Source organism: Marinobacter sp. C7, from assembly GCF_022343555.1.
In the GTDB taxonomy this organism is placed as follows: domain Bacteria; phylum Pseudomonadota; class Gammaproteobacteria; order Pseudomonadales; family Oleiphilaceae; genus Marinobacter.
Genome location: NZ_JAKQZH010000001.1, coordinates 989,191 through 1,002,725, shown reverse-complemented (window position 1 = coordinate 1,002,725; position 13,535 = coordinate 989,191). Strand labels below are relative to the sequence as shown.

Annotated in this window: 12 protein-coding genes; 1 reads left to right on the top strand and 11 read right to left on the bottom strand. The window is 61.0% G+C overall.

Annotated features, from left to right (window positions below; genetic code table 11):
• Positions 1 to 4 precede the first annotated feature (4 nt).
• From MD273_RS04665 to MD273_RS04620, 10 genes are all read right to left on the bottom strand, one after another.
• A complete protein-coding gene (locus MD273_RS04665) occupies positions 5 to 1,186 on the bottom strand; it encodes an ATP phosphoribosyltransferase regulatory subunit (protein WP_239036605.1) in 1,182 nt (393 codons plus the stop codon).
• Between the two features lie 177 nt (positions 1,187 to 1,363).
• Positions 1,364 to 2,242 carry a protease modulator HflC gene (gene hflC, locus MD273_RS04660; RefSeq protein ID WP_239036604.1) on the bottom strand — a complete coding sequence of 293 codons (879 nt, stop codon included), beginning with the start codon at positions 2,240 to 2,242 and terminating at the stop codon, positions 1,364 to 1,366.
• A gap of 3 nt (positions 2,243 to 2,245) precedes the next feature.
• Positions 2,246 to 3,439: an FtsH protease activity modulator HflK gene (hflK, locus tag MD273_RS04655; RefSeq protein ID WP_239036603.1), complete on the bottom strand. Its 1,194-nt coding sequence runs from the start codon at positions 3,437 to 3,439 to the stop codon at positions 2,246 to 2,248.
• A gap of 78 nt (positions 3,440 to 3,517) precedes the next feature.
• Positions 3,518 to 4,816: a ribosome rescue GTPase HflX gene (gene hflX / locus MD273_RS04650; protein WP_239036602.1), complete on the bottom strand. Its 1,299-nt coding sequence runs from the start codon at positions 4,814 to 4,816 to the stop codon at positions 3,518 to 3,520.
• 118 nt (positions 4,817 to 4,934) lie between these two features.
• Positions 4,935 to 5,186 carry an RNA chaperone Hfq gene (gene hfq, locus MD273_RS04645; protein ID WP_149598933.1) on the bottom strand — a complete coding sequence of 84 codons (252 nt, stop codon included), beginning with the start codon at positions 5,184 to 5,186 and terminating at the stop codon, positions 4,935 to 4,937.
• Positions 5,187 to 5,225: 39 nt separating this feature from the next.
• Complete coding sequence (gene miaA / locus MD273_RS04640) at positions 5,226 to 6,275, bottom strand: tRNA (adenosine(37)-N6)-dimethylallyltransferase MiaA (protein WP_239036601.1); 1,050 nt, start codon at positions 6,273 to 6,275, stop codon at positions 5,226 to 5,228.
• Positions 6,276 to 6,285: 10 nt separating this feature from the next.
• Entirely contained in the window at positions 6,286 to 8,196 is a 1,911-nt protein-coding gene (gene mutL, locus MD273_RS04635; RefSeq protein ID WP_239036600.1) for a DNA mismatch repair endonuclease MutL, read from the bottom strand.
• 20 nt (positions 8,197 to 8,216) lie between these two features.
• Positions 8,217 to 9,536, bottom strand: a complete 1,320-nt coding sequence (locus MD273_RS04630; protein ID WP_502846044.1) for an N-acetylmuramoyl-L-alanine amidase — start codon at positions 9,534 to 9,536, stop codon at positions 8,217 to 8,219.
• Between the two features lie 72 nt (positions 9,537 to 9,608).
• Positions 9,609 to 10,106 carry a tRNA (adenosine(37)-N6)-threonylcarbamoyltransferase complex ATPase subunit type 1 TsaE gene (gene tsaE, locus MD273_RS04625; protein WP_239036598.1) on the bottom strand — a complete coding sequence of 166 codons (498 nt, stop codon included), beginning with the start codon at positions 10,104 to 10,106 and terminating at the stop codon, positions 9,609 to 9,611.
• Entirely contained in the window at positions 10,090 to 11,661 is a 1,572-nt protein-coding gene (locus MD273_RS04620) for an NAD(P)H-hydrate dehydratase (protein WP_239036597.1), read from the bottom strand. The genes tsaE and MD273_RS04620 overlap by 17 nt, the downstream gene beginning before the upstream one ends.
• 147 nt (positions 11,662 to 11,808) lie before the next feature.
• Here MD273_RS04620 and queG point away from each other — a divergent pair, with 147 nt between their 5' ends.
• A complete protein-coding gene (gene queG / locus MD273_RS04615) occupies positions 11,809 to 12,894 on the top strand; it encodes a tRNA epoxyqueuosine(34) reductase QueG (protein WP_239036596.1) in 1,086 nt (361 codons plus the stop codon).
• Here the strand turns inward: queG and orn are convergent.
• Entirely contained in the window at positions 12,884 to 13,426 is a 543-nt protein-coding gene (gene orn / locus MD273_RS04610; protein ID WP_239036595.1) for an oligoribonuclease, read from the bottom strand. The genes queG and orn overlap by 11 nt on opposite strands.
• Positions 13,427 to 13,535: the final 109 nt, after the last annotated feature.

The following is a 13,535-nucleotide window of genomic DNA, read 5'->3' as shown; positions in this document are numbered from 1 at the left end:
CAATTCAGTCCAGCGACTCGACGACCCACTCGCCGTCCTTCTTAACCAATTGCCGGTCACACCCGCGGGCGGCAGGGTCACAACCCTCGTCCTCCGGCAATGCCCGGATAACTGTGTCTGTGCTTCGCAAGCCGGCGATTGCTCCCTCCAGCTCGGGATCCTGATCCGCCGGCGCCCATACCGCTCCGCCTTTCCTCACTGCCCGCTCACCCAGTGACACCAGCGCCCGGATGTCGAGGCTGAAGCCGGTAGCGGGACGGGGACGGCCAAAATCACTGCCGATGGCATCGTAACGACCGCCCTTGGCGACGGAATCCCCATGGCCAGGCACGTACGCCGCAAACACCAGACCGGTATGGTAGTTGTAGCCCCGAAGTTCACAGAAATCGAAACCGAAGCTGACCTCCGGGAAGTCCCGGGTCAGCATGGCGGACACACGTTCCAGCTTGTCGAGGGCGGCATCCAGTGACTCGGAAGCACCACTGAGGATTGTCCGTGCTTCAGCAAGCGCTTCCGGACCACCACTCACCCGCGCCAGTTTCCGGAGCCGATCGCCGGCGGAGCCTTCGGCACAGTCCCCCAGGAGTTCGTCGAGCTCCGGCACCGATTTCCGTGCCATGGCATCAAAGATAGTCTCTTCAGTATCCCGGTCGAAGTCCGCCTCACCGATCAGGCTCTCGTAGATCGCAACGTGGGCCAGATCCAGGTGAATGCGTGGCAGGCCAGCGACCCGGAGAGTCTCCAGCATCAGGCTGATCACTTCCATGTCGGCGGCTTCGGAGGCACTGCCAAACAGCTCGCATCCGGCCTGGATCGGCGTACGCCCGGTCAGCATATGGCGCGGCCGGGTGTGCAGTACATGGCCGGCATAGCACAGACGGGTAATACCTTCCTGGCCCAGGGTGTGGGCATCAATACGGGCGGCCTGCGGGGTCATGTCGGCCCGAACGCCCATCATCCGTCCGGTAAGCTGATCGGTCAGCTTGAAGGTCTGCAGCTCCAGATCATGCCCGGTACCGGTAAACAGGGATTCCAGGTATTCGATGAGGGGCGGGATGACCAGCTGGTAGCCCCAGCGTTGGCAGGTATCCATTACGTCCCGGCGCAGGGATTCGATCCGTCCGGCCAGCGGCGGCAGAATGTCCTCTACCCCGTCCGGCAGTAACCAGCGATCAGATACTGTCATGAGATTCCGTTGTCTGTTATTCCCGCAACGACGCCGATGGCCGAGGGGAGCACTCAGGATTTGTGGTGAACTCGGGGTCTGAAAAACCCGAAACAAAACCGGCCGAATTTTACACGGTTGTCGGGCACAAAAAAACCGGAATACGAAGGTATTCCGGTTTCCCGTGTCAAACCCGGATCAGTTGGTGGCGCCCCGAGGATCCTTCAGGAACTTCAGGAAGTCGCTGTCCGAGTCGATGACCATGATGTCATCCTTGTTGGAGAACGCATTCTGGTATGCCGTGATGCTGCGATAGAAGCTGTAGAACTCCTCATCCTGGCTGTAGGCATCGGCGTAGATACGTGCAGCCTCACCGTCACCCTCACCGCGCAACTCTTCGGACTTGGCAAATGCCTCGGCCAGAATCACTGTTTGCTGGCGATCGGCATCGGCACGAATACCTTCCGCGGCCTCACGTCCGCGGGAGCGGAATTCCTGGGCAAGCTTTTCGCGTTCGGTTGCCATACGGCGATACACGTTCTCACTGACCTGCTGGGGCAGCTCGATGGCCTTGACCCGGATGTCCAGAACCCGGATACCGAACTCGTCGATCGAGGTCTCATTCACCTGGTCGCGCAGGGTATGCATCAGCTCATCCCGCTGGCCGGAGACGACCTCGTGCATGGTGCGCACGCCGAACTCGTTACGCAGCCCGTTGTCCACCCGGGAGGACAGCAGGGACTGGGCACGGAACTCGTCACCACCGGTTGACCGGTAGAACGTATCGACATCGGCAATCTGCCACGCGATGTAGGAGTCCACGTCCAGGGGTTTCTTCTCGACGGTCAGGTACTGATGTGCCGGAAGATCCGTGGTCAGTACCCGTACGTCAAACTCCCTCACCTGATCAATCACCGGCACCTTGAAATGGATGCCCGCCGGAATGTTGGTTTCAATCAGCTCACCAAAGCGCAGCAATACGCCCCGGTGGGTTTCCGGAATGATGTAGACACTGGCCGACACCACCAGAACAACGATCAAGGCACCGGCAAGGCCGATAATACTCTTCGGACCCATTGATTATCTCCCCGTTCTGGAATTGGTGGCCTGACGATTGCGCAGTTCGCGCAGGACTTCGTCCGTCAGTGACTGGATATCAACCTGGCCGCTCATGGAACCGCTATTTCCGGAGCTGTCACGACCACCGGTCGCCGTGTTGCGCTTGATCATCTGATCCAGCGGCAGATACATCATGTTGTTGGAAGACTTGGTGTCCACAAACACCTTGCTGGTGTTGGACATCACGTTTTCCAGAGCCTGGATGTACATGCGTTCGCGAGTGACCTTGGGCGCATCGGAATACACCGCAAGCAGATCCAGATAACGGGCGGTTTCACCACGCGCGGTCTCAACGACCCGAGACTTGTAGGCATTGGCTTCTTCAATCAGGCGCTGCGCCCGACCACGAGCCTCTGGAACGATCTTGTTGCGGTAAGTCTCGGCTTCTTCGATCGAGCGCTGCTCATCTTCGCGGGCCCGCTGAACTTCCCTGAACGCATCCTGGACCGGGCCAGGCGGCTGGGTGCTTTCCACGTTGACACGGACGATCCGAAGACCAGCGCCATATTCCTGCAGGAATGCCTGGAGCCGCTGTTCCACGTTGATGGCCAGCTCGGCACGACCCTCTGTCAGCACGTCATCGAGGGTGGCACTGCCCACTTCGTGCCGCAAAGCACTGTCCGTGGCAAACGCGAGGGCCTGATTGGAATCCCGCACGTTGAGCACGTAGTCCCGGGCATTGCTGACCTGGTACTGCACCTGGAGGTCAACGGTGACCAGGTTTTCATCCTGGGTGAGCATCTGGCCCGCGGACTCGGCACTGCGAACGTTGGTGACCCGCACCTTGCGCACGTCGTCAATCAGCGGCACCTTGAAGCGCAGCCCCGGATCTTCAGTCCGGGAATACTCACCGAAGCGAAGCACAACAGCCCGCTCCTGCTCGTCCACCGTGTAGAAAGACTGGTAAACGATGTAACCGACAACCAGTATCGCCGCGAGCGCAATGATGGCGCCGAAGCCGCCGGCATTCCCGCCGGAGCCACTATCGCCGCCGGATTTTCCACCTTTGCCGCCCAGCATCTTGTTCAGTTTGTCCAGGCCCTTTTTCAGCGCCTCGTCGAGGTCTGGCGGCCCCTGATCATTGCCGCGACGACCACCACCGGTCCCCCAGGGATCGTTGTCGTTACGGTTTCCACCCGGTTCGTTCCAGGCCATAGTGCTCTCCGTTCCTTAACTTGTCGAATGGCTGCAAATACTAGGGATTTATGCTCGCCCCGGCAACAGTTTACGCTCTCAGGCGTGGCTGTCTTCAAGACGAATTTCGTGTTCTTTCATGCCCGCCCGGCTCAGCAACTGGAGCCAGTCGCGGTTCTGCAACCGGACTTCCACCACACTGTCTCCGGTTTCCCGGTGCTCTTCGCTCAGCACGGAGCCCGCCTCATGCAGCAGTGCCCGTAGCTTGCCATCGGCCGGGCCGAGCAACACGAAATGGTGCACCACGTCCTCGGCCAGCCGTTCAACAATGGCGTCAAACAGAACATCCAGACCCTCGCCAGTCACCGCCGACACCCAGACCCGGACCGGGATGCCTTCCTCGTTGCGGTCAATACGGGGAGTGAACCCCTCCAGCAGATCAATCTTGTTGAACACCTGTAATACGGGAATCTCGTCCGCACCGATCTCAGCGAGGACATTTTCCACCTGTTCGATGTTGTCATCGCGACGGCCATCGTGACTGTCGATCACGTGCAGGAGCAGGCTGGCTTCGGTGGTCTCTTCCAGAGTTGCCCGGAAGGCTTCCACCAGCTTGTGCGGCAGGTGCCGGATAAACCCGACCGTGTCCGCCAATACGACCGGCCCGATGTCGGGAAGTTCCAACCGGCGCAGGGTGGGATCCAGGGTCGCAAACAGCTGGTTGGCGGCGTAGACCGTCGAGGTTGTCAGGCAATTGAACAGGGTGGACTTACCTGCGTTGGTGTACCCCACCAGCGACACCGTTGGAATATCAGCCCGGTGCCTGGCACGACGCCCCTGGTTGCGCTGCCTGCGGACCTTTTCCAGCCGTTTATGGATGGATTTGATGCGCTCCCTCAGCAGGCGGCGGTCGGTCTCCAGCTGGGTCTCACCGGGCCCCCGCAGGCCGATACCACCCTTTTGCCGCTCCAGGTGTGTCCAGCCTCGCACAAGGCGGGTGGACATATGCTCCAACTGGGCCAGCTCCACCTGAAGCTTGCCTTCGTGGGTGCGGGCCCGCTGGGCGAAGATATCCAGGATAACCCCGGTGCGATCCAGCACCCGGCACTTGAGGTCACGCTCAATGTTCCGCTCCTGGCTGGGGCTCAGAGCATGATTGAACAACACCACATCCGCCTCGTAAGCGGCAATGGCATCACGGATTTCTTCCAGCTTGCCTTCACCCACAAACAAACGCGGGCTGGGCTGCTTGCGCGAGCCCGAAACCACAGCCACGGGCTCCACACCGGCAGAGGTCACCAGCTCCCGGAACTCTTCCAGGTCTTCGGAATCCTCATAGGCGGTAAAATCGATGTGAACCAGAACCGCCCGTTCGCCGACATCAGGACGCTCAAACAACTTGTACAGACTCCCGGGTCATCAGAATCAACCCTTCAGAAAAAGAAACACCCGCGCACCTGAAGCCGTTGGCGGCTCTTCGGAAACGCGGGTGGCAATACCGGAATGGCCGGAAAGATCAGTCTTCGGACTCACCTTCACCTGCCGGGTTCTGCTGCGGAATGCGAACATTGCGGGCAGGAACCACAGTGGAAATTGCGTGCTTGTAGACCATCTGGCTGACAGTGTTTTTCAGCAAAATCACGAATTGGTCAAAAGACTCAATCTGGCCCTGAAGCTTGATACCGTTGACCAGAAAAATGGAAACCGGGATGCGCTCCTTGCGCAATGCATTGAGGTAAGGGTCTTGTAAGGAGTGCCCTTTTGACATGTGTGTTCTCCTGTTTTTTAAAGTAGATGCAGATCGTCGTTATTCAGATTTTAATGTGGTGCGAAGTCCGAGCTTTTTCAAGGCTTTTGCCGCGACCATTTTATCGTCACTGTCAAGCCAGTGAACATCGGACCATTTTCTCAACCAGGTAAGCTGCCGTTTCGCCAGCTGGCGGGTCGCGGCCACCCCCTTGCTCACAAACTCTTCATAGTCCCCGTCACCGGCCAGGTATTCCCATGCCTGCCGGTAACCGACACAACGCATCGAAGGAAGTTCCGGATCGAGGTCACCCCGGGCCATGAGCGACCGGACTTCATCCAGGAAGCCGGCCTCCAGCATTCGTCGGAAACGCAGTTCGATCCGCTCATGAAGCACTTTTCGCTCGCTCGGAGCGATTGCAAGTTGCGTTACAGTATACGGCAGAGCTGTCCCGTCGTCTGCCTGCCACCGGGTGAAATAGGTGTAATCCTCGACGCCGGCGTCCCCGGACGCCCTCTCGGCACCGGCCTGCGCGCCGTCCTCAGCCCGCCAGAAAGCCGAGATCGGCCTGCCCGTCAACCGGATCACCTCCAATGCCCTGAGAAGTCGCTGCCGGTTGTTGGGGTGAATCAGCCGGGCTGCCACCGGATCCGTCCGCTGCAGCTCTTCATGGAGGGCCGGCCAGCCTCTCTCCGCTGCCTCACCCTCAAGCCTGGCCCGTAATGCGGGGTCCGCCGCCGGCAATCCGGACATGCCATGCAGGAGAGCCTTGAAGTACATCATCGTGCCACCGACCAGCAACGGGATGCGTCCGGCTTCAGTGATCTGCTTCATTTCGACGAGGGCATCGCGGCGAAAATCGGCGGCAGAATAACTCTCGGACGGATCACAGATATCGATGAGACGATGGGGCGCCCGCGCCAGCTCTTCGGCTGACGGCTTCGCCGTTCCGATATCCATGCCCCGGTAAATCAGGGCGGAGTCGACGCTGATAATTTCGCAGGGCAAACGCTCACACAATGCGATCGCCAGATCGGTCTTGCCCGATGCCGTGGGCCCCATCAGAAAAATCGCGGGCGGATGCTTGCCCGGCGTTTCACGATTCGTCATCGACGCTCTCTCAACGTCCCCGCAGGAACAGCTTGTCCAGCTCGCTAAGGGTTACCAGGGTCCAGGTAGGGCGACCGTGGTTACACTGGCCACTCCGCTCAGTTGCCTCCATGTCCCGCAGCAGGGAATTCATCTCGGGAATGGTCAACTGGCGGTTCGCTCTCACCGAGCCGTGACAGGCCATGGTGCCCAGCAACTCGTGGGTGACTGCCTCAACCCGGTCACTCTGGCCATGCTCGATCAGATCCGCCAGCACATCCCTCACCAGCTGCTCGGTATCGGCGCCGCGCAGCAGCGCCGGCACCTGCCGGACGGCGAGGGTCTCCGGGCCGATCCGCTCAATCTGCAGACCCAGCTGCTGCAACTCCTCGCCATGGGTTTCCGTGAGCGCGGCTTCTTTCTGGCTGACCGCCAGCGACACCGGCACGAGCAACGGCTGGCTCTTGAGATCCTGTTCCGCCAGAGCGCGCTTCATCCGCTCGTAAGTAATGCGTTCATGGGCTGCGTGCATGTCGACCACAATGAGCCCGGAACGACTCTGGGCAAGAATGTAGATGCCGTGCAACTGAGCAACAGCATAGCCCAGGGGCGGCTCCTCCTCGCTGTCGGCAGGCGGTGTCGCCTGCACCTGTGCCAGCCCGCCTGAATCTGGCGGAGCCTCGGTGGCAACGCCGCCACCGGCATTCAGGGACTGATAGAAGGCCATCTGGTCACTGGCCCGCCATTCCTGCTGGGGCATCGCAGGCCGCTCGCCCCCGAAACCGGAGGGGGCCGGAGAGCCGGGACCGGCATTTTCCCGGGGCGGGTAGGTCCATCCCTGTTGCGGGCTGCCGCCCGCACCACTTTCCATGCCCGCCGACCGGGCTTCGGCTTCCCGCCCGAAGGACTGGGCCACCGCTCCACGAAGATGATCATCGGGCCGGACATCCGCCAGCGCACGGTGCAACGTACGGAAAATGAAATCGTGGACCAGACGGCCGTCCCGGAACCTCACCTCGTGCTTGGTGGGATGCACATTCACGTCCACCGTCGCCGGATCCACTTCCAGGTAAAGCACGAAAGCAGGATGGCGATTGTTGTACAGCACATCCCGATAGGCCTGCCGCACGGCATGTGCCACCAATTTGTCCCGGATTACGCGGCCGTTGACAAAGAAATACTGCAGATCCGCCTGGCTGCGGGAGAATGTCGGCAGGGCAACCCAGCCCCAGAGCCGCAATCCGGTGGCCTCGGCATCAATGACCACGGCATTGTCGATGAACTGCTGCCCGCACAGTGCGCCAATACGGCGTTCGCGATCCAGGGGCGACTCGGCCGGTCGCAGGCTCTGCACCACCCGCTGGTTATGACGCAGGGTAAAGCCGGTATCGAACCGGCTCAGGGCCTGACGACGGATACACTCGTCAACATGGTTGAATTCAGTCTTCTCGGTGCGAAGGAACTTGCGCCGGGCCGGCGTGTTGAAGAACAGGTCCCGGACCTCGACGGTCGTACCGACCGGATGGGCCGCTGGCGAGATCCTGGCGTCCATTTCACGCCCCTCAACCTCGACCCGGGAGGCCGCCTCCTGGTTTTCCGTCCGGGAGGTGAGAGTCAGGCGGGATACAGAGCTGATACTCGCCAAAGCCTCCCCCCGGAATCCGAGCGAGGCAACGGCTTCGAGATCGTCGAGACTGGTGATCTTGCTGGTCGCGTGGCGACTCAGGGCGAGCGGGAGATCGCCTTCTTCGATGCCACCGCCATCGTCACGGACACGAATGAGCTTGACGCCACCCTGCTCTATTTCCACATCAACCCGGGAAGCACCGGCATCCAGGGCATTTTCAACCAGTTCCTTGACGACCGACGCGGGACGCTCCACCACCTCCCCCGCGGCTATCTGGTTTGCCAGCCGGGGAGAAAGCAAATGAATGTGGGGCATGTTACGGGAAAACCTCTTGCTCAGGATGCGGGAATACGAATGGTTTGCCCTACCATAACACGGTCATCCCTCAGGCCGTTAAAACGCATCAACTCGTTCACGGAAATCTGGTTTTCCTTGGCCAACCCGGACAGGGTATCGCCACGCTGGATCCGGTAGTGGCTGACATCATTACCACCCTTCGCTTTCTGCTTCTGCCAGGCCAGTAATGTGCCCGGCGGCGGCGACTTGCGGAAGTAATCGTTGATACCATCCATGATCGCGCCCGCCAGTCGGCTGCGATACCAGTCCGTGGAGAGGTTCTTCTCTTCCTGGGGATTGGAGATGAAGCCCGCCTCCACCAGGATCGAAGGAATATCCGGCGATTTCAGGACCACGAAGGCCGCCTGTTCCACGCCCGGCTTGTGCAATTTGGCAACGCGGTCCAGCTTGCCCAGTACCGAGCTGCCGACCCCGAGGCTGGCGTTGATACTGGCCGTCATGGACAGGTCCAGGAGCACCCCCGCCAGCATGTCGTCCCGCCCATCCAGGGACACTCCGCCGGTGCCCCCGATCAGGTCGGACCGGTTCTCGCTCTGCGCGAGCCAGCGAGCGGTCTCACTGGTGGCCCCGCGCTGGGACAGCGCGAATACCGAGGCCCCTTTCGGCTGCGGCGTGCGGAAGGCGTCGGCGTGAATCGACACGAACAGATCCGCATTGTATTTCCGCGCCAGCAGCGTCCTGTTCCGCAATCCCACATAGTAGTCGCCGGTACGGGTCAGTTTGGCGGTGTAGCCGGCCTGTTTGTTGATCAGGGCCTCGAGGGTTTTCGCCATCTTGAGGACCACGTCCTTTTCCCGGGTTCCCCGCGGACCGATCGCGCCCGGATCCTCACCACCGTGGCCGGCATCAATCACAACGATCACGTCCCGCTTGCCGGACGAATCCTGGGTTACGGTGGGCTGCGTCGCCTTTTCGAGCCGGCTACCGCTTTCATCGATCAGGTCCACCACCAGGCGGTGACCATACTGCTGATTGGGTTCGAGCTGGAAGCTGCGGGGCTTGATGTCATTCTTCAGATCAAGGACAACCCGCAGATCGTTCCCGTTTCGCGGTGCACTGCGGATCCGCTGAATCGGGCTACCGGACAGATCCAGCTTGCCGAGATCAGCCTTCAGGGAGGCGTTACTCAGGTCAATCACCAGCCGTGAAGGCCCGCTCAGGGAGAAGATGTTGTGCTGCAGCGGACCGGTCACGTCGAGAACCAGCCGGGTGTGGTCCGGCGCGGGCCAGATCCTTGCGCCCTCGACACGGCCACCGGCAGTCGCACCGGATGCCCAGACCGACAGTATTGCCAGCATCAGAAAGGTGGTAAGGCTGCGTTTTCCCTTGAACATACCGCGTACCTGCAAAGTATCAGCAATCACTGGTCGTCAATGGTCAGGACCGACCAGTTCCAGCTCGTTCATCAAATGGGCACCCTGGGCCGAGCGTGCCCGGATAATCACGGAACGGCCATCCCCCTCACGTTCGAGGTGGATTTCGAGATCAGGCTCCGGGAGAACCCCCTTGCCCCGCTCGGGCCACTCAATCAGGCAAAGGTTGTCTCCGGAGAAATAATCCCGGATCCCCATGTACTCCAGCTCTTCCGGATCCCCCAGACGATAGAGGTCAAAATGATAGGCCGGCGGCTTCAGGTGCTCGTAAGGCTCCACCAGGGTATAGGTGGGACTTTTCACGGCGCCCTCGTGTCCCAGGCCGCGCATGACGCCCCGGCTCAATGTGGTCTTGCCCATGCCGAGGTCGCCGTCCAGGAAGACCGTCAGACCCTGCTCCGACTCGATGACCAATCGGGCCAGCTCTCGACCCAGCTTTTCGGTCTCTGCCTCGCCCTCTAGAAACAGGCGGCGCTCGTTACCGTAAATCGTCATTCATCCCCCGTTCCTGACTATCGGAAAATTCAATCTGCCGGAAAACCTGCGGCAGGTTATCGATCACATCGGTGGGTATCAGCCCCATGTAGCCGCGGGTTTCCGAAGCCCGGTCAGCCGCCGCCAGATGGGCGCAGGCTCCGAGAACGGTGGCCCTGGCAAGATCCTCCAGCTGACCGCACATTGCGCCGAGAATTCCCGCCAGCACATCACCCATGCCACCGGTCGCCATGCCCGGGTTGCTGCCACTGACGATATCCACCGCCTCTGAGCCAGAGGCAATCACGGTCCCTGCACCTTTGAGCAGGACGACACCTCCAAACACCGACTGCAGCTTCCTCGCCGCCGCCAGACGATCAACTTCCACTTCTGCCACGGTACACGCCAGCAGCCTGGCTGCTTCTCCGGGGTGAGGCGTCAACACCTGCCGATCCGAGGGGACCGCGACCCTGGCCGCCATCAGATTCAGGGCATCGGCATCGAGAATCCTGGGGATGTCAGTAGCCAGGACCTGCTGGAGCATCTGCTGGCCCCAGGCGCTCTTGCCGATGCCGGGCCCGCACACCACCACCGAAGCGGCCTCCAGCAAGGGCGGCAGCTCGGACCCATGGATAAGACCGTGCGCCATCACGGACGGGCACCTGGCCAGAACAGAAGATACATGCTCCGGGCGCGTTGCCAGTGAGACCAACCCCGCTCCGGAGCGGGCGGCTGCTTCCGCCGCCATCAGACCGGCACCGCCATAGCCGCGGTCCCCGGCAATAATAAGCACGTGTCCGAAACGCCCCTTGTGCGCGTTGGCCGCACGCCTGGGCAGCCAGCGCCCGATCGTTTCCCAGTCCCGCAGACGGGCAACCGGAACCTGGCCGCTGGCGTCGATGTCGTTTTCGGTACCCAGGGCATCGAAAACCACCTCACCACACACTGCGGGGCCATGCCCCGTGAACAACCCGGACTTGAGCCCAATGAACGTGACCGTCATCGTGGCCCGGATCACATCACCGTCCGCCACACCGGTCGCGGCATTCAGTCCCGAGGGCACATCGACCGCCAGTACCGGCACCCCACTGGCATTGCATCGGGCGATGACACCGGCAAAAGGCTCCCGGGGCGCGCCGGACACACCGGTCCCAAGCAACGCATCCACAATCAGTCCGGCATGCTCAAATGCGCCAGCGAGGCTGGCGTCGTCAATCGCTGACAGCTCACGCACCTCGACGCCGTCAGCAACGGCCTTCCGCCAGGCCTTCCGGGCATCACCGGAAAGCTTGTCCGTCGGGGCCACGGCAATGCACGAGACAGTCAAACCGTGGCGCTTGGCGTTGGCCGCCACCAGGTAACCGTCGCCGCCGTTGTTACCGGCCCCACACAACACCAGAACCGGCCCGCAGTCCGGCCAGCGCCGGACCAGTCGACGGAAAGCGGCGTACGCTGCAGTCTGCATCAGCTCGAAACCATCTACGCCAAGTTCTTCAATGACATAGCGGTCTATCTGCCGCACAGCATCGGCGGAATACAGGGCGTCTGGTAGACTGTGCGCAGATATGGGCGGCATGAGCCTGAGCTCCCGTTACAGAAACCGGTTTAAGAAAATTGGCCAGATGTCTGTAAAGCATAGCAAAACACTGAAAAAGGTCATAACTTAATCAAATTAAACTTCCGCAGTGAATCCACCCGGACCACAGCCACCGATAATGCAGCCATGACCGAGCCGAAAGAAACCCCGTCAGAACCGCCCGAACTTGATGATTTGCCGGAGAAAATCCGCGAATGGGCAAGGCAGCTGGGCTTTGCCGACGCGGGCATTACCCTGCCGGACACGGGCGCCCACGCCGACCGACTGCAGGACTGGCTGGCCGAGGGTTACCAGGGCGAGATGGAGTACATGGGCCATCACGGGGACAAGCGTTACACCCCGACGTCTCTGGTGCCCGGTACCGCTCGGGTCATTTCGGTGCGCATGGACTACCTGCCGGCACCGGATAACCCGAAAGAAGCGCTCACTGACCGGGAAACCGCCTATGTGACCCGTTACGCTGTGGGACGGGACTATCACAAACTGATGCGCAAGCGCCTGGCGACCCTGGCCAGGCGGATTGATGAAGCCGTGAGCGGTTTCGACTACCGGGCCTTCGTAGACAGTGCACCGGTTCTGGAGCGGGCGCTGGCACAGCGGGCCGGGCTGGGCTGGATCGGCAAGAACAATATGCTGATCCACCCGAGAGCCGGCTCCTTTTTTTTCCTGGGCGAGATCTTTACCAGTGCGCCACTGCCCGTGGACCCGGCTTTTGATACCGAACACTGCGGCAGTTGCTCGGCCTGCCTTGAGATTTGCCCCACAGACGCTTTTGTTGGTCCGCATCTGCTGGATGCGCGGCGCTGCATCAGCTACCTGACCATCGAGCTGAAAGGTTCGATTCCGGAGCCGCTGCGCCCGAAAATGGGCAACCGGGTGTTCGGCTGTGACGATTGCCAGCTAATCTGCCCGTGGAACAAGTTCAGCAAGCCGACGGCGGAGCAGGATTTCCAGCCCAGGCACGGGCTGGATAACAGCTCGCTGGCGGAGTTGTTCCTGTGGACGGAAGAGCAGTTCCTGAAGCGGACGGAGGGGTCAGCCATCCGGCGGACGGGTTATGAGGGCTGGCTCAGGAATCTGGCGGTCGGGTTGGGCAATGCCCCGACCACGATTCCGGTGGTGGAGGCACTGAAACAGCGGGCGGACCATCCCTCGGAGATGGTCCGCGAGCATGTGCACTGGGCGTTACGCCGGCACGGGCTTACAGCTTGAAGAAGTGGTCCCGGTAGTGGCGCAGTTCGTTGATGGAGTCGCGGATGTCGTCCAGCGCGAGGTGGCTGCCTTTTTTCTGCACGCCGTCGAGCACGTCGGGGCGCCAGCGGCGGGCCAGCTCCTTGACGGTGGAGACGTCGAGGTTGCGGTAGTGGAAGAAGCCTTCAAGTTCCGGCATGTACTTGACCAGGAAGCGGCGGTCCTGCCCGATGCTGTTGCCGCACAGGGGGGACTCTCCCGACCCCACGTGTTTTTTCAGGAACGCCAGGGTTTCCTGTTCGGCTTCGGCCTCGCTGATGGTGCTTTCTTTGACCCGTTTGGTCAGGCCGCTGGCGCCGTGGGTGTTGGTGCACCATTCGTCCATGGCCTCGAGCAGGCTATCGGGTTGGTGGACGGCGATGACGGGTCCCTCTGCGATAATATTCAGCTCGGCATCGGTGATGATGGTGGCCATTTCGATGATGCGTTCTTTTTCCGGATCGAGGCCAGTCATTTCAAGGTCGATCCAAATTAGGCGGTTGCCGTCTGACATCTATTTCCCCCCAACCTTCTAGTTATGGTGCATGGCTGTGGTGGGGCTTTCCTCCCGGGAACCGCTTCGAGCACGTCCATGTGCGCTTGTTTCAGGCCATCCCTGGCCT